General features: G+C 72.0%; 14 protein-coding genes. 10 read left to right on the top strand and 4 right to left on the bottom strand.

Annotation, left to right across the window (positions count from 1 at the left end):
• Nucleotides 1-7: 7 nt before the first annotated feature.
• The 3 genes from AB8A24_RS16375 (at nucleotide 8) to AB8A24_RS16365 (ending at nucleotide 2,433) form a co-directional block, all read left to right on the top strand.
• Complete coding sequence (locus AB8A24_RS16375; protein ID WP_328965291.1) at nucleotides 8-1,348, top strand: sensor domain-containing protein; 1,341 nt, start codon at nucleotides 8-10, stop codon at nucleotides 1,346-1,348.
• The gene (locus AB8A24_RS16370; protein ID WP_328965292.1) at nucleotides 1,267-1,911 is read left to right on the top strand and encodes a response regulator transcription factor; all 645 of its coding nucleotides are present in this window, start codon (nucleotides 1,267-1,269) and stop codon (nucleotides 1,909-1,911) included. The genes AB8A24_RS16375 and AB8A24_RS16370 overlap by 82 nt, the downstream gene beginning before the upstream one ends.
• Nucleotides 1,912-2,064: 153 nt before the next feature.
• Nucleotides 2,065-2,433 carry a hypothetical protein gene (locus tag AB8A24_RS16365; RefSeq protein WP_328965293.1) on the top strand — a complete coding sequence of 123 codons (369 nt, stop codon included), beginning with the start codon at nucleotides 2,065-2,067 and terminating at the stop codon, nucleotides 2,431-2,433.
• A gap of 153 nt (nucleotides 2,434-2,586) precedes the next feature.
• Here the strand turns inward: AB8A24_RS16365 and AB8A24_RS16360 are convergent, their stop codons facing one another.
• On the bottom strand, nucleotides 2,587-3,006 hold the full coding sequence (locus AB8A24_RS16360; protein WP_328965294.1) for a cytidine deaminase: 420 nt from the start codon (nucleotides 3,004-3,006) through the stop codon (nucleotides 2,587-2,589).
• Between the two features lie 113 nt (nucleotides 3,007-3,119).
• The gene (locus AB8A24_RS16355; protein WP_369476295.1) at nucleotides 3,120-5,831 is read right to left on the bottom strand and encodes a sugar-binding domain-containing protein; all 2,712 of its coding nucleotides are present in this window, start codon (nucleotides 5,829-5,831) and stop codon (nucleotides 3,120-3,122) included.
• A gap of 710 nt (nucleotides 5,832-6,541) precedes the next feature.
• On the opposite strand from AB8A24_RS16355, the gene AB8A24_RS16350 reads away from it, so the two are divergent.
• The 7 genes from AB8A24_RS16350 to AB8A24_RS16320 all read left to right on the top strand — a co-directional run bounded on the left by AB8A24_RS16350 (nucleotide 6,542) and on the right by AB8A24_RS16320 (nucleotide 13,803).
• Nucleotides 6,542-6,745 carry a cold-shock protein gene (locus AB8A24_RS16350; RefSeq protein ID WP_004986771.1) on the top strand — a complete coding sequence of 68 codons (204 nt, stop codon included), beginning with the start codon at nucleotides 6,542-6,544 and terminating at the stop codon, nucleotides 6,743-6,745.
• 333 nt (nucleotides 6,746-7,078) lie between these two features.
• Nucleotides 7,079-8,596 (top strand): DEAD/DEAH box helicase, encoded by a 1,518-nt coding sequence (locus tag AB8A24_RS16345; protein ID WP_369476291.1) that lies wholly within the window; start codon nucleotides 7,079-7,081, stop codon nucleotides 8,594-8,596.
• Nucleotides 8,597-8,624: 28 nt separating this feature from the next.
• Nucleotides 8,625-8,957 (top strand): SCO5918 family protein, encoded by a 333-nt coding sequence (locus AB8A24_RS16340; RefSeq protein ID WP_328965297.1) that lies wholly within the window; start codon nucleotides 8,625-8,627, stop codon nucleotides 8,955-8,957.
• Nucleotides 8,958-9,386: 429 nt separating this feature from the next.
• Nucleotides 9,387-9,725, top strand: a complete 339-nt coding sequence (locus AB8A24_RS16335; RefSeq protein WP_328965298.1) for a MerR family transcriptional regulator — start codon at nucleotides 9,387-9,389, stop codon at nucleotides 9,723-9,725.
• A gap of 321 nt (nucleotides 9,726-10,046) precedes the next feature.
• Nucleotides 10,047-12,611 carry a molybdopterin-dependent oxidoreductase gene (locus tag AB8A24_RS16330; RefSeq protein ID WP_369476288.1) on the top strand — a complete coding sequence of 855 codons (2,565 nt, stop codon included), beginning with the start codon at nucleotides 10,047-10,049 and terminating at the stop codon, nucleotides 12,609-12,611.
• Nucleotides 12,608-13,585, top strand: coding sequence for an FAD binding domain-containing protein (locus tag AB8A24_RS16325; RefSeq protein ID WP_328965300.1), 978 nt, complete (start codon nucleotides 12,608-12,610; stop codon nucleotides 13,583-13,585). Before AB8A24_RS16330 ends, AB8A24_RS16325 begins: the two co-directional genes overlap by 4 nt.
• Before the next feature lie 59 nt (nucleotides 13,586-13,644).
• Nucleotides 13,645-13,803 (top strand): hypothetical protein, encoded by a 159-nt coding sequence (locus AB8A24_RS16320; protein ID WP_328965301.1) that lies wholly within the window; start codon nucleotides 13,645-13,647, stop codon nucleotides 13,801-13,803.
• 121 nt (nucleotides 13,804-13,924) lie between these two features.
• Here AB8A24_RS16320 and AB8A24_RS16315 read toward each other — a convergent pair whose 3' ends face one another.
• Together AB8A24_RS16315 and AB8A24_RS16310 are read right to left on the bottom strand one after the other, a co-directional pair.
• Nucleotides 13,925-14,071: a hypothetical protein gene (locus AB8A24_RS16315; RefSeq protein WP_328965302.1), complete on the bottom strand. Its 147-nt coding sequence runs from the start codon at nucleotides 14,069-14,071 to the stop codon at nucleotides 13,925-13,927.
• A 45-nt stretch (nucleotides 14,072-14,116) separates the two neighbouring features.
• Nucleotides 14,117-14,740 carry a hypothetical protein gene (locus AB8A24_RS16310; RefSeq protein ID WP_369476285.1) on the bottom strand — a complete coding sequence of 208 codons (624 nt, stop codon included), beginning with the start codon at nucleotides 14,738-14,740 and terminating at the stop codon, nucleotides 14,117-14,119.
• Nucleotides 14,741-14,894 lie beyond the last annotated feature (154 nt).

The following is a 14,894-nucleotide window of genomic DNA, read 5'->3' as shown; positions in this document are numbered from 1 at the left end:
GGTGGGCATGACACAGGCAGACGGACGCTCCGGCATCAGCCTCGGGGGCGCGCTCGCCGACCTCGGCCGCTGCCAGCTGCTCTCGCTCGCCGCGCTCGCCGTCACCGGGGCCGGCACCCTCGTGGTCGGGGCGTTGCTCCTCCTGCCCGTCGGCATCGGCTTCCTCCTGCTCCCGCCCGCCGCAGCGACCCTGCGCCGCACCTCCGACCGCTACCGCGACTGGGCCGCCCGCTGGACGGGAACCGTGATCAGCCCACCACGACCGCTCCCGCCCCGCCCGGCCCCACCCGAGAACTCCACCGGCCGATACCGGCAGGCCCGGGCGCTCCTCGGCGACGAGGGGTTCTGGCACGACCTGCGCTGGGCCTGGGCGGAGCCGTGGACGGGCGCACTGCTCGCCGTCGTGCCCCTGGCACTCGTCGAGTACGGCCTCTTCGGCGCCGCCGTACAGCCCTTCGTCTGGCGGCTCCTGGGCGACGGCAACTGGTACGCCTTCATCCTCGTCGACTCCACCTCGACGATGCTCGCCGCGCTCCTGCTCGGCCTCGGATTCATCGCCGCGGGACTCAGGCTGGCCCCCGCCACCCTGCGGGTACACGCACGCTGGAGCAGACGCCTGCTCGCCGCCCCGCACACCACCGAACTCGTCCGCCGCATCGAACACCTCGCAGGATCCCGCGCCGACATCCTCGACGTCCAGGCCGCCGAACTGCGCCGCATCGAGCGGGACCTGCACGACGGGGCACAGGCCCGCCTCGTCGCCCTGGGCATGACCCTCGACGAAGCCACCCGGCTCCTCGACCGCGACCTCCCGGCCGCCCGCGCACTCCTGCACGAGGTACGCGCCACCTCCCAACGGGCCCTCCAGGACCTCCGTGAACTCGTCCACGGCGTCCTGCCCCCGATACTCGCCGACCGCGGGCTCGGTGACGCGGTCCGCTCATTGGCCCTCGACAGCCACCTCGACGTGCACATCGAGACAGCCCTGCCCGGCCGGCTCCCGGCCGCCGTGGAATCCGCTGGCTACTTCGCCGTCGCGGAACTCCTCGCCAACGCCGCCAAGCACTCCGGAGCCCCCGAGGTTCACATCCGCCTCAGCCACACCGACGGCGCCCTGCGCGCCACAGTCACCGACGAAGGACGCGGCGGCGCCGACCCCGACGGAAGCGGACTGCAAGGCGTACGCCGCCGCCTGGACCCCTTCGACGGAACCCTCGTCCTGCACAGCCCGCCGGGCGGCCCGACCACCGCGACCTTGGAGATACCGTGCGCGTCGTCCTCGCCGAAGACCTCTTCCTCCTCCGGGACGGACTCACCCGCACCCTCCAGGAACACGGATTCGAGGTGATCGCCGCAGTCGACAACGGCCCCGCCCTGCTCAGAACGCTCCTCGAAGAACAACCGGACGTCGCCGTCGTCGACATCCGCCTGCCACCCACCTTCACCGACGAGGGCCTCCAAGCCGCCCTGGAAGCACGCCGATCACGGCCGACGCTCCCGGTCCTCGTACTCTCCCAGTACGTCGACCAGCTCTACGCCCACGAACTCCTCGCCGGAGGCCAAGGCGCCATCGGCTACCTCCTCAAGGACCGGATCACGCACACCACCCAGTTCATCGACGCGGTACGCACGGTCGCCACGGGCGGTACGGTCATGGACCCGCAGGTCATCGCACGGCTACTGGCCCGCAGCGACGCCCGGGGCACCACCGCCCAGCTGACACCGCGCGAATTGGACGTACTGGCCCTGATGGCCGAGGGCCGCTCCAACGCGGCTGTGGCGCAGTCCCTGTTCATCAGCGAAAGCGCCGTCGCCAAACACACCGCCGCCATCTTCACCAAACTCCGGATCGAACCATCCGCAGACGACAACCGCCGGGTGCTGGCCGTTCTGGCCTACCTCAAACGGTAGCCACCGATCGCCGCGGTTCCCGCTCAAGGACGTCTTCCGCCCCGCCGAGCCGATTTCACGCACGCCTGACCACCGCCCTTGCGGAATGTGTGCCGGCACCGGGCTGCGTGGAAGTCAGTGGAACGGTCGGCCGGAGTTGGGCATGATCCGCTCATGGAGCGCGTCATCGATCTTGATCAGGCAGCCGCAGTAATCGCTGAGCGGGCCGAGCGATGGCCTGCGGCCGGTCTCAAGGTTCGGCAGGTGACGTGGCGGGACGAAACCGCGCCGTGGCCCCAGCGGCTCGAGACCGACAGAACTCTCGTGCGTGATCCCGACTCCGTCGGCGTGCTCATCTCCGGCCCGGGGGACGCTGAGCTGTCCGTGGTGCTGTTCCGGGGCGGCTGGGCTGACGTGGACCACTTCGACGGCCGCGACGACGGCGGACCGATACCGGCGTTCGGCATCACCTCGGCAGCGGCCTTCGGCGCCCAGCTCGACCAGTGGGTGCAGGGGGTCTTCGGCAACCTCGGCAATGGCTAGGCCGCCACTGCCGCGACGACATCCTGCCCCCCGGCCCACCCGGTCACCGGAATCCTCGCGGTCCGCCACCACACGAGGGCCAGGCGGAACGCCGCCCCCCGGGATGCAGCTCGGCACTCGTCCGCGTCAGCCAGGTCACCGCCCGGCGTCAGCTTATGCCGTGTCGAGCTGGTGGTCGGCCCAGACGTAGCTTTCGGGGAGCAGGTCGGTGATGGAGAGGGTCCGTGGGCGGTCGTCCGTGCCGACGATGACCTCGATGGCGGGGAAGTAGTCGAGAAGGACCTGGCGGCAACGGCCGCACGGGGGAACGATTCCCCGGTCGCGGTCGCCCACGGCGACGATCGTGTCCAGTACGTACGCGCCCTGGGTGGCCGCGGTGCCGATGAGGACCAGCTCGGCGCAGGGGCCGCCGGTGAAGTGGTAGGCGTTCACCGCGGTGATGATCCGGCCGTCCCGGGCGCGGGCCGCGGCAGCCACGGTGTGGTTGTCCCCGTGGCATCGGGTGCGCGCGATGTGGGTCGCGGCCTGGATGAGTTCGTGGTCGACGGGGTGGGAGTGGGGGGCGGTGGTCATCGGCTCTGCCTTCGTTCGGGGTCAGCCGACGCTGGCGCGAGTGACGGATGGTGCGCAAGTGAATATCGGGAGGGGGCAGGCCGGCCTCGGCTCCCGGGGTGGGCCGTCCGGGGTCAGGGGGTGCTCGGGGTGATGTGGGTGGTGGGAGTGTTCCAGCCCGAGACCCGGACCCGCGGTGCCCCGTCGGCCGGGTCGGCGGTCCGGTGGTGGGCCGTCAGGACGGCACTCTCACCCGGCCAGAGACTGATCTGGTTGTCGTTCCAGCGGACCGGCAGCACGGGTGCGTCCCGCCCGTCGACGAGATGGAGATCGGTCAGCAGTGCAGGCGTGTTCCCGCTGCTGGTGTTGCGGATGGTGACCGTGGTGGTGGACTGCGAGCCGGCGTGGCGCGTGGTGCGAGCGGTCGCCGTCACGGTGGCGGCCGCGAGGGAGTTCAGGCCGGTGAGGTCGCCGTAGGTGGTCGTGGGGGTGTGGTACCAGTCGCCGGCGTCGTAATCGAGAACGTCGGGACGGGTGGAGAGCCAGTAGACGTTGCGGCTGACCTCGCGGCCGGCGCTGTCGGTGAGCGTGAGCCGGGCGAGGTACGTGGAATCCGGCCCGCCCGAGGCGGCGACAACGGCGGGAACGGTGGCCGCGGTGGTTCGCGCGCCGTCGCCGCCGACCCGCAGCCCGCGCACGGTGCGGTCGTGGAGGGAGGTCCCGTCGGTGCCGAACAGGGTGATCCGGGCGGTGAGCCCGGAAACGGCGTCCGGCCGGCGGTTGATGACGGCCACGGTCCGGTCGTCGTAGGAGTACTGGATGTGCAGGGGTTCGTTGGCCTTCTTCGCGCCGTAGTAGGCACCGCCCTGGTCGAGGTAGCGGTCGACGAGCTGCCAGTGCAGGGAGGTCCAGCCGCTGTTGAACATCCAGTAGACGAGCCCGGTCGACGGGTCGGTGGAGTCCGTGGCGTTGCGGGCGTAGGCCTCGAACTGGGCGCGGACGTTCTCGTACTGGCCGAGCTGGGCCTTGGCCACGTAGTCCCGCAGGCCGCGCGGCGCGCCGTAGCGGTGCGCGAGGGCGTCGTTGAACAGCTTCAGTGTGTTGAAGGTGCGCGAAGGGGAACGGTGGTACTGCGGGGCTGAGGGCGATTCCCACAGGGTTTCGAGTTCGGCCGGCGAGAGCGTGCGCCGCAGGGTGTCGAGGGTGGGGATCGAGGGTCCGGCGCTCGTCTCGGAGTTGAAGCCCGTCGCGCCGCCCTCGCGTTTGTCGTACCAGTACGAGGGCGGGACCCAGTCGTAGGGTCCGGTCATCCGCATGCCCGACGGGCCGCTCAGGGCCGTGGTGACGGCGGAGGCGGCCGGAACCACCGGGGTGGGCCAGTCGGCGGCGCGCAGGGCGTCGAGGTAGTCCCGCTCGGTCTGGGCGTCGGGCGCGAAGTCGCTGCCGATGAGGAAGGAAAGGACGCTGGGATGGTCGCGCAGCCGGGCGGCCTCGGCGGCCATGGAGGCCCGGGCGGTCAGACGGTCGGCGGCGTTCCACTTCTCGCCCGTACCGGTGGGGTTGACCTGCCCCTCCCACTTGTCGCAGCACTCCCAGCCGGGCAGCAACAGCATTCCGTACCGGTCGGCGAGGTCGAAGAACTCGTCCGGCTCGATGTGGCCTTCGAGGCGGAGCGTGTTCAGACCCGCGTCGAGCGCGGCCTTGATCCGGTCCTCCGCCGCGGTGGTGTCCCACCGCAGCAACTCGTCGGCCGACCAGCCGGCGCCCCGGATCAGCAGGGGGCGGCCGTTGATCGTGTACCGGCGGGCGCCGGCCGAGTCGAGGGGTGCCTTCACGTCTCGGATGCCGAAGGCGTGGCGGACGGAGTCCGAGCGGCTGCCGGCCACCGTCGCCGTCAGGTGGAGTCCGTACAGGTTCTGGGGACCCATACCGGCCGGCCACCACAGAGCGGGCCGCTGGAGGCGCAGTTGCCGGTGGCGGTCCGGGGTGAAGACGAGCGTACGGGTTTCCCGGGCGCGCAGGGTCACGTCCTCGCTCAGCACGATCCCGGTACCGCCGACGGCGGCGGTGACGGTCGCGGTGGCGGCCTCCTGCGAGTCGTTGCGGACTCGCGCCTTCACCGTCAGCTCGGCCGGGCCCGACCCCGGGGACGACACGTCCAGACCCGTCACCACATGGGCGTCGTGCAGCGAAACCGGCCCCCGGCGGCGCACCAGGACATCACGGACGATGCCCATGTTGGCGTCGGGCGGTGGCTGCAGCCAGTCCAGCCAGCCCAACGTGAGGTGTTTGCGTGGATCGTTGGGTTGGATCCGGAAGGCGACCGTATTGGTGCCGGCCCGCACCAGGTCGGTGATGTCGAGTTCGTGGCGCGTGTACACACCGGCCACCTCGGCCGCCGAGGCGACCTGCCGGCCGTTGACGTACACGTCCGCCGCGGAGATCACCCCGCTGAAGTCCAGCGAGGTGCGTTCCGGGGTTTCGGGAAGCGTGAAGTCGCTGCGGTACCACCACGGATCGGCGAAGTCACGGCGCGGGATGCGCTGCTGGTCGGTGGAGTAGAACGGGTCCGGGTGCGTGCCGTCGGCGACCAGCGCGGCGAGCACCGTGGAGCGGGGCCCGGCCCGGTGCCAGCCTGTCGTCGCATAGCCGGGCGTGGACACGGCGCCCGCCGTGTCAGGGACCTGGGCCGCCGACCGGATCGCGTACCCCGTCAGTGCGGCGGTCCCGCCCGACGCCACCGCCGTCACGGTGGGAGCGGTACCCGGACCGGCCGGGAGCCGGGGGGTCGCGGCCGAGGGTACGGCGGCCGGGGCGAGCAGCAGCCCCAGCAAGGCCGCAGCCACGGCGGCCACCCGGAGTCGCCGGGTGTGAGCGGGGCGGGGGAGTTGGGACACGGTGGTCTCCGGGGGAGCAGGTCGGACGTCCGCGTGCCGCGGAGATCAGGTAACGGACCGTAACCCACCCGACCCGCCGGGACGGATGGTCACGGCCGTACGGCGAGCCGCGCGCCCACGCTCCCGCCCGGCCGTCCGGATCATGATCGGGGCGGGCCCGCCGTCCTGGCCCGTCCGGCGGGGTCCCTGCTGGTCGACGATCGCGGCGGGCCGTTCCACCGGAGCGTCCTCGCCGATCTCGGAGGTGCGAACGGTGCCGGAGTGCTGGGTGCGGCCCACCTGAACGGATGTGGCGGCCGGGGGAGAAGGCCGCGGAGCCCAGGCCGGGCGGGCGATGTCGGGCACGATCCCGCGGTCGTACATCGACCGGCGGCCGGTCAATATCTGTGTCCGCGCGATGAGAATTAGACGAACCACGCCATGAGGCTTTTTCCTGCAACGGGCGAAGTGAAATGTTTCACCGTACACGGGTGTCGATTCGTGCTACTGTCGATCTCAGTTGCAGTTGTGGTTCCCAAAACTTCAAGTGCCCCCAGGCAGGTGTCACACCCCTGGGAGTACTTTTACTTTTCCGGTCATTATCGGGCGGGGTAATCATTGCGGCGACACGGTGTCCACACAGTGTGGATCCCGATGCACTGCCCCAAAGGAGATATGACATGGCTACTGGAACCGTGAAGTGGTTCAACGCGGAAAAGGGCTTCGGCTTCATCGAGCAGGACGGTGGCGGCGCTGACGTGTTCGCCCACTACTCGAACATCGCCGCCCAGGGCTTCCGCGAGCTGCTCGAGGGCCAGAAGGTCAGCTTCGACATCGCGCAGGGCCAGAAGGGCCCGACGGCCGAGAACATCGTTCCCGCCTGACGCTGACGCGCACTTCGTAGCTGGGGCCCGCATCCTTCGGGGTGCGGGCCCCAGCTGCACGCATTTTCCGCCCCACCCCGCCCCACCCCACCGGGTGCCGGCCGCGGGGACGGCGCCGAGGAATCCGCAGTCCTCCGTACGCGGATCACGCCCCGGCCGATACGCCGGTTGCGCGCCCTCGTGGCGTCACCCATTTTCCGTACCTGTACCCGCCAGGATCTCCCGCCGGACAGGTTCGCTTCGCATTTTCATTCGGCCCGTTTCTTGCAATTCTCCGCGCAGTGCACTCCTGCGGGAATTCCTTGATATGCGCCGTATCGAGGAAGGTTCCGCATGAACCGCACGCGCACCAACGACCGATTCGCTCGCACGCGCAACAGCACCGCCGGATCCGGCAAGAGCGGCGGCCGCTTCGGCGGTTCCGCCCCCAGCCGTTCCGGTGGTCCGAGCCGCTCCGGCGGCCCGAGCCGCTCGAGCGGGTACGGCCGCCGGCCCGCCGCGCTGCAGGGCGAATTCGCCCTGCCCAAGACGATCACCCCCGCGCTGCCCGCCGTCGAGGCCTTCGCCGACCTCGGCATGCCCGCGGAACTGCTCGCCACGCTCACCGTGCAGGGCGTGACCGTTCCGTTCCCGATCCAGGGCGCGACCCTCCCGAACTCCCTGGCGGGCCGCGACGTGCTCGGCCGCGGGCGGACCGGCTCCGGCAAGACCCTGGCCTTCGGGCTGGCCCTGCTGGCCCGTACGGCCGGACAGCGCGCCGAGCCCCGTCAGCCGCTCGCACTGGTCCTCGTACCGACCCGCGAGCTGGCCCAGCAGGTCACCGACGCGCTCACCCCGTACGCCCGCTCGGTCAAGCTCCGGCTGGCCACGGTCGTCGGCGGGATGCCCATCGGGCGGCAGGCGAGCGCGCTGCGCGGCGGCGCCGAGGTCGTCGTCGCCACGCCCGGCAGGCTGAAGGACCTCATCGACCGCGGGGACTGCCGGCTGAACCAGGTGGGCATCACCGTGCTGGACGAGGCCGACCAGATGGCCGACATGGGCTTCATGCCGCAGGTCACCGCCCTGCTCGACCAGGTGCGCCCCGAGGGCCAGCGGATGCTGTTCTCCGCCACCCTCGACCGCAACGTCGACCTGCTGGTGCGCCGCTACCTGACCGACCCGGTCGTCCACTCCGTCGACCCGTCCGCGGGCGCGGTGACGACGATGGAGCACCACGTGCTGCACGTGCACGGCGGTGACAAGCACGCCGCCACCACCGAGATCGCGGCGCGCGACGGCCGCGTCATCATGTTCCTGGACACCAAGCACGCCGTGGACCAGCTCACCAGCCACCTGCTGAACAGCGGAGTCCGCGCCGCCGCCCTGCACGGCGGCAAGTCGCAGCCGCAGCGCACGCGCACCCTGGCGCAGTTCAAGACCGGGCACGTCAGCGTGCTCGTCGCCACGAACGTCGCCGCCCGCGGCATCCACGTCGACAATCTCGACCTGGTCGTCAACGTGGATCCGCCCACCGACCACAAGGATTACCTGCACCGCGGTGGGCGTACCGCCCGTGCCGGGGAATCCGGCAGCGTCGTCACTCTGGTCACCCCGAACCAGCGCCGCGACATGGCGCGGCTGATGGCAGCCGCCGGGATCACCCCGCAGACCACCCAGGTCCGCTCCGGCGAAGAGGCCCTGAACCGGATCACCGGAGCCCAGGCCCCCTCCGGCATCCCGGTCGTCATCACGGCCCCGGCGGCCGAGCGGCGCGAGCGCGGCGGCCCCGCCTCGCGCAACCGGCGGCGCCCCGCCGCCGCAGCCGGCCGGCGCAGGCCGGCACGGCAGTCCGCCTCCGACGCCGTAGCGTGAACCCTTCTTCTTCCCCTTGTGAGGCATCATGCGCGTCGTCATCGCCCGATTCCCCTTCGACCTGACCAAGAGCGGGGTGCTGGAGTCGATGAAGGGCGTCAAGCCCGAGCCCGTCGACGGTGAGTCCGTGATCATCGGACGCCGGCACTACCCGGTCAAGCAGGTCGGCCAGGTCATCACTCGCCAGGACCGCCGGGACTTCAGCGCCGCGGAGGTCGTACGGGCGATGACCCTGCTCGGATTCACGTGCCGCGGCCTGCCGCAGGCCCCTGGCGCGCCCGCGTCCACGCCCGGCCTCACCCCGTTCCAGCGGGCCTCGGCGATGCTCGGCGAGCCCGCGCCCGAATCGGTTTCCGCCTGACCGCACAGCACCACCGGCACCACCACTGAGGGCCCGACCGGCACATTCGGTCGGGCCCTCGGTCATGTGCCGGTGGAAGCAAGATCTTTCGCGATTCGACACAAGAAAATCTATGGCCGCCACGGTAGACATCTGGTTCCGATGTGCCTAGGGTTTCTCCCATAGCCACGATCGAAGGAAGGGAGAAGCGGACACCATCAGGATCGCCCGAGCAGGGAGCACACGGCTCGGGCACCGCACGACCCCGAACGGCAGGTGGTCCCCGGTCAGGCATCCACGATCCCCGCACTCCCGCCCTCTCCGGGGCGCGACCGCGGAAACAGAAGGTCGGCGCAGCGCTGAGGCCGACAGATGGTGTTGAATTCCCTTCAGGGCCTTGGTGCCGTACGGCGCCAAGGCCCTTCGACGCGTTCTCAAGAAGAGGTGCAGATGACAGCGGATGACTCGCTCGGCGGCCGGCTGGACGACGATGACTACCCCGCCTACACGATGGGCCGGGCCGCCGAACTCCTCGGCGCGACCCCAGGCTTCCTGCGCGCCATCGGCGAGGCCCGTCTGATCACACCGTTGCGCTCGCCCGGCGGACACCGCCGGTACTCGCGCTACCAGCTCCGGATCGCGGCCCGCGCCCGGGAGCTCGTGGACCAGGGCACCCCGGTCGAAGCCGCCTGCCGCATCGTCATCCTCGAGGACCAGCTCGAAGAGGCCCAGCGCATCAACGCCGAGTTCCGCCGCGCCGCGACCGCCCCGCCCGACGACTCCCGCTGAGCACCGACGGCTCCCCGTACGGTCGAAGCCGGCCGGTACGTGGACCACGTGGACCACGTGGACCACGTGGCCTCCGAGCGGTCCGAACTCGCCGAGCTGTGGGCCGAAGCCGCGAAGCGCGAGAAGCGGCGCGAAGCCGTCACCGGCGTCCGCGACGTCCTCGACCCTCCGCAAGCGCGCTCTTCGAGATCTGAACAAGGGGAATCGGGACGACCGGCCCTCGGGGCGCCGAACTGCGCCCGAGCCGTGCGCGGGATATCAAGGAGCGTGAAGGCCGGAGCGAGGCCGGACGGCGCCACCCCGCGGTGAGGAGAACGTCTCGTGGAGTTCGAGGTCAATGGCACCCGGCACGCGGTGGACGTGGACGACGACCCGGCCGCCGTGGAGGTGGTCCGGGACCGACTGGGGCTGACCGGCACCAAACTCGTCTGCGCGGGCGGGGTGTGCGGCGCCTGCACGATCCAGGTCGACGGTGAACCCCGGGTCTCCTGCCTGACACCTGCGGTCGGTCTCGCCGGCCGACGGGTGACGACCGTGGAGGGCCTGGCCGACCACCCGATCGGCCGTGCCTTCGCCGGCGAGGACGCCCTCCAGTGCGGCTACTGCACCCCCGGGTTCGTGGTCGAGGCCGCGGCGTTCTTCGAGCGGTGGCGGGCCGCCCACGGACGCACCCGGCCCGGACGGGAACCGATCGCCGACGCCCTCGCGGGCCACCTCTGCCGGTGCGGCGCCTACGAGGGAATCTTCGATGCCGTGGCCGCCGCCTGCGCAGGCGACTACGACACCGCCCCGACCGGCGGCCAGGTACCGACGGTCCCGCGCACCGAAGCCCCGGAGAAGACCGACGGATCGGCCCGGTACACCACGGACCTGCGCCCCGAGGGACTGCTGGAAGGGGTGATCATCCGCTCGCCGCACGCGCATGCGCACGTACGCTCCCTCGAAGCCGGCGACCTGCCCCTGGTACCGCTGCTGCCCCCCGACGGCGTGGTGCGCTACGTCGGCCAGCCGGTCGCCGCGGTCGCGGCGCCGGACCGGGCCTCCGCACGGGCGGCGGCCGCGCGGGTCAGTGTGGACTACGAGGTCCTGCCGGCGGCCCTGGACGCGCGCCAGGCCCGAACCGGCGAGGGCCCGTCGGTCTACGAGGACAAGGCGGCACGCAAGCGGGCGCCGGGTTCCGGCGAGACCCCCCAACTGGTGCCCGCCCGCTGGCGCGGCAACCTCCGGGGCCCGTCCGCCATGAGCAAGCGTCCCGCCACGGCCGTACGCCGGATCACCGAGGCGCGCAGCCGGCACCCCGAGCGGGTGGTGGAGGGCGTTTTCACGACGGCCGCACAGACGCACACCCCGCTCGAACCGCATGCCTGCCTCGCCCGGTGGATCGACGGCACCCTCCACCTGGAGGTGTCCACCCAGTCGGTGAAACGCACGGCGGAGCTGGCCGCCGAGCGCTTCGGCGTGCCCGTCGAACGGGTGGTGGCGCGGGCCGTCCACGTGGGCGGCGGCTTCGGCTGCAAGATGGGACTGACCTCCGACGTCGTCGCCGCGGCCGAACTGGCCCGGCTGCACGGCGCCCCCGTACGAGTGGTGCTCGACAGGGACGAGGAACTCACCGACGGCGGATACCGCCCCGGCACCCGGATCCGGCTGGCGATGGTCGCGGACGAAGCCGGCGATCTGAGCGCGCTGGCCATGGACGCGGACAACGACGGCGGCGTCTCGGTCGGCGGCACCGTCGCCGCGCTGGCCCGGTTCATGTACGGCAAGGCCCCCCGTCGGCTCCGCGACTTCGACACGCTCACCCACCGGCCCCCGGGCGCCCCGTTCCGCGGCCCCGGCGGACCCACCATGTGCTGGGCCCTGGAGCAGGCCGTCGACGAGATGGCCCACCGGCTCGGCCAGGACCCCATCGCCCTACGCCGCCGCTGGGACGGCAACCCCAAGCGGCACGCCCTGTACGACCGGGCCGCCGCGCTCCCGGTCTGGTCCGGCCCCCGCGGGGGGACCGGCCGGTTCGGCCGCGGCGTCGGCGTCGCGGCGGCCAACTGGATGTACTTCCTCGACCCCGTCACCGAGGTCGAGCTCACCGTCGAGGACGGGATCGTCGTCGCCCGCTGCGCCGTACAGGACATGGGCACCGGCTCGCGCACCGTACTGCGCCGCGCCGTCGCCGAGGGGCTCGGCCTGCCGGAGGCGCGCGTACGCGCCGAGGTCGGCCGGAGCGACACCGTCCACGGGCCCACCTCCGGCGGCAGCCGCACCACGCCCTCCCTCGTGCCCGCCGCCGCGGACGCCGCCGACCGGCTGCGCGACGCGCTCGGCGGCGGTGACATCGCCGCCCGGCTGGACACCGCGCACGGGGTACGGGTGACCGGCCGGCGCCCCCGCGACCGCCGGGGCTTCGTGACCCCCTTCACCATGGGCGGTGTCGCGATCGGCCGTGGATTCACCGGATCGGTCCAGGTCGCCGAGGTCGAGGTGGACACCCGGCTCGGCCGCGTCCGCCCGCTGAGCGTGTGGAGCGGCATCGCGGCGGGCCGGATCCACGAGGACCGCCTCGCCCGCGGCCAGTGCCAGGGAGCCGTCGTACAGGGCGTCGGCTACGCCCTCTACGAGGAGCGGCGCACCGACCCGGTCACCGGGCGGGTGCTGACCGAGAACATGGAGGACTACCGCATCCCCGGCATCGGCGACACCCCCGAGATCACCATCCACTTCCACCAGGAGGGCTTCGACCACGTGCCCGGTGGCGGAGTCGGCCTCGGCGAGATCGCGACCCTGCCCACCGCGGCCAGCCTGGCCAACGCGGTCCACGACGCCACCGGCTGGCGCCCGTACGACATGCCCATCCGCCCCGACCGGCTCCTGGAAGGACTGGCCACGTGAGCACCGAGACCGCCCTCACCGACCTGTCGGCCGCCGTCCTGGCCCGCGGCGGGGAGCTGCGCGCCGGTGGCACCGACACCACCGCCCGGCAGCGCAGCGGCGTATCTCCCGGACCGTTCACCGACCTCGGCGGCGCCGGCCACCTGCGCGGCTGCACCCCGCTGCCCGGCGGCGGCCTGCGGATCGGCGCCCTGACGACCCTCGCCGAGCTGGCCACCGATCCGCAGGTACGCGCGGGCTGGCCGGCCCTGGCCCTGGCGGCCGGGACCGCGGCCACTCCGCAGATCCGGGCCGCCGGCACGGTGGGCGGCAACCTGCTGCAGCGCAACCGCTGTTGGTACTACCGCAATCCTCACTTCAGCTGCCTCCAGAAGGGCGGCACCGGCTGCCCCGCACGCCAGGGCGACCACCACTTCGGCGTGGTCAGCGGAGACGGCCCGTGCGTGGCCCCGCACCCGTCCACCCTCGCGATGGCCCTGCTCACCTACGACGCCGAGGCTCATGTCCACGGCGACTCCCCGCGCGGCGTCGCCGGCCTGTACGGGGACGGCGACCGGCTCTCCCACGCCGACCACCTGCTGCCGCCGGACCGCATCCTCACCGCGGTCCACCTGCCCGCACCCCTGCCCGGCGAACGAGCCGCCTGCCACCGGGCCATCAGCCGGGCCCATGCCGAATGGCCCCTGGTCGAGGCCACCGCCCGGGTCGTGCTCGACGGCTCCACCGTCACGCACGCCGCCGTCGCAGCGGGCGGGGTGGCCCGCGTACCGCTGCGACTCACGGAGGTGGAGGCCGCCCTGATCGGCCGGGAGGCCACCCCCGACGTCCTCGACGCGGCCGCGGAGACGGTCCTCGCCCGCTGCCGACCGCTGCCACAGACCGGCTACAAGGCCAAGCTGTTCCGCAACACCGTCCTGGAAGTCCTGGAGCAGGCGGCCCTCGGCCCGGCCACCGCACGCCAGGGCGCGCGGTGATCCTTGACCCGTCAGACAGAACGGCTGTACGGACGGACGGGGCAGGGCACCATGTGGGCATGACGATTCGGCGCTCGGCCCTCCGGCGCTTCCTGGAGCATCCCGCTGGTCAATTCGCCGTGGTCACCGTGCTGATGCTCGCCCTGTTCGCGCTGATCAACCTCGGGGTGACGTACGACCTCGATGCCGTCTTCGGCGGCCACTGGATGGTCTACTGACCGGTCTGCCGACCCATCCCGTCCGCTCAACCGGCGTGGAGGACGCGCACGCGATCGAGTTGCGCCGGGCCCCGATCGACGACCTGGGTCGGAGCCCAGGTCGCGTCAGGCTGTGGCCGACCTACGCGTAGGACGGGTCCACCTCCTGCGAGAAAACCAGCAGCAGCTCCGCCATCCGCGCCTGGGCGGCCGGTCCGAAGCGCTCTTCGGAGATTTCCGCGCTGAGCCTGACCCAGTCCTGGGAACCCTCGTCGCGCGCGACACCCATCCGCGGCGAAGGTTGGTACGTCCTGCTGCGCCGCAGGCCAGGGCCTCAGGCGGCGAACGGGTTGGTGTGGCCGGGCAACTGCTGCCCCGGGCGCAGGAACCGCTGGCCGCCCTGTTCGTCGCGCACCGCGAGGAACCCGGCCGCCGTCAGCCGCTGTGAGATCTTCGCGCGGCGGATCTCGCCCACCTTGAACGCCACGGTGAAGAGCAGCGCGACCGCCCCGCCGGAGGCGACCGCTTCGACCGGTGACCTGTCGAGGAGCATGAGGCCGGTCAGGGCCGCGCAGGCGAGGTAGCTCTTCACCTTCTGGCTCCGGTTGGCGATGTACATGGCCATGACGTCGAAGGTGATGAGGTCCTTCAGCACGGCGGCGGCACCGACCGCCCCGGGGAGCGGCTTCAGCGATCCCTGCTCCAGCCCGGGCACCGTCCCGCCGTTGCCCGCCCGAGGATGGGCGCTGATGGTGGCCGCCTCGCGGACGCGCGCGTCGGGCCGCGGGTCCCGGTACATCCGGACCTGGACGAGCGAGTTCTTGAACCCGGTCCTGTACGCCATGCCGTACGTGTAGCCGTACTGCTCCGCCACGTGCGCCAGGGCGGCCGCCTTCGCCGCGGAGCCCTGGGGGGCGATCTCGACGACGTCCTCCTGACGGGCGATCTGCTGGAGCATCCCTGCTATGTGACGTTCTACGGACATCCTGTTCCCCGCCCCCTGGGCCCCCGCGCCTGGGGCCGACCGGCGCACAGCCTAGGTGTATTGACTCGCAGGGTTGTTGACTCGGCTGATGGGTGGGTGTCCGTCGAGTGCGGTGTGGCAGCGGTGG

Source organism: Streptomyces sp. BF23-19, assembly GCF_041106355.1.
Taxonomy (GTDB): Bacteria; Actinomycetota; Actinomycetes; order Streptomycetales; family Streptomycetaceae; genus Streptomyces; species Streptomyces virginiae_A.
This window is presented reverse-complemented; position numbering and strand designations above follow the sequence as displayed.

Coding starts and splice junctions, on each gene's coding strand:
- AB8A24_RS16375 (WP_328965291.1), top strand. CDS start 8: ATGACACAGGCAGACGGACGCTCCGGCATCAGCCTCGGGGGCGCGCTC.
- AB8A24_RS16365 (WP_328965293.1), top strand. CDS start 2,065: ATGGAGCGCGTCATCGATCTTGATCAGGCAGCCGCAGTAATCGCTGAG.
- AB8A24_RS16360 (WP_328965294.1), bottom strand. CDS start 3,006: ATGACCACCGCCCCCCACTCCCACCCCGTCGACCACGAACTCATCCAG.
- AB8A24_RS16350 (WP_004986771.1), top strand. CDS start 6,542: ATGGCTACTGGAACCGTGAAGTGGTTCAACGCGGAAAAGGGCTTCGGC.
- AB8A24_RS16345 (WP_369476291.1), top strand. CDS start 7,079: ATGAACCGCACGCGCACCAACGACCGATTCGCTCGCACGCGCAACAGC.
- AB8A24_RS16340 (WP_328965297.1), top strand. CDS start 8,625: ATGCGCGTCGTCATCGCCCGATTCCCCTTCGACCTGACCAAGAGCGGG.
- AB8A24_RS16335 (WP_328965298.1), top strand. CDS start 9,387: ATGACAGCGGATGACTCGCTCGGCGGCCGGCTGGACGACGATGACTAC.
- AB8A24_RS16320 (WP_328965301.1), top strand. CDS start 13,645: ATGACGATTCGGCGCTCGGCCCTCCGGCGCTTCCTGGAGCATCCCGCT.
- AB8A24_RS16315 (WP_328965302.1), bottom strand. CDS start 14,071: ATGGGTGTCGCGCGCGACGAGGGTTCCCAGGACTGGGTCAGGCTCAGC.
- AB8A24_RS16310 (WP_369476285.1), bottom strand. CDS start 14,740: ATGCTCCAGCAGATCGCCCGTCAGGAGGACGTCGTCGAGATCGCCCCC.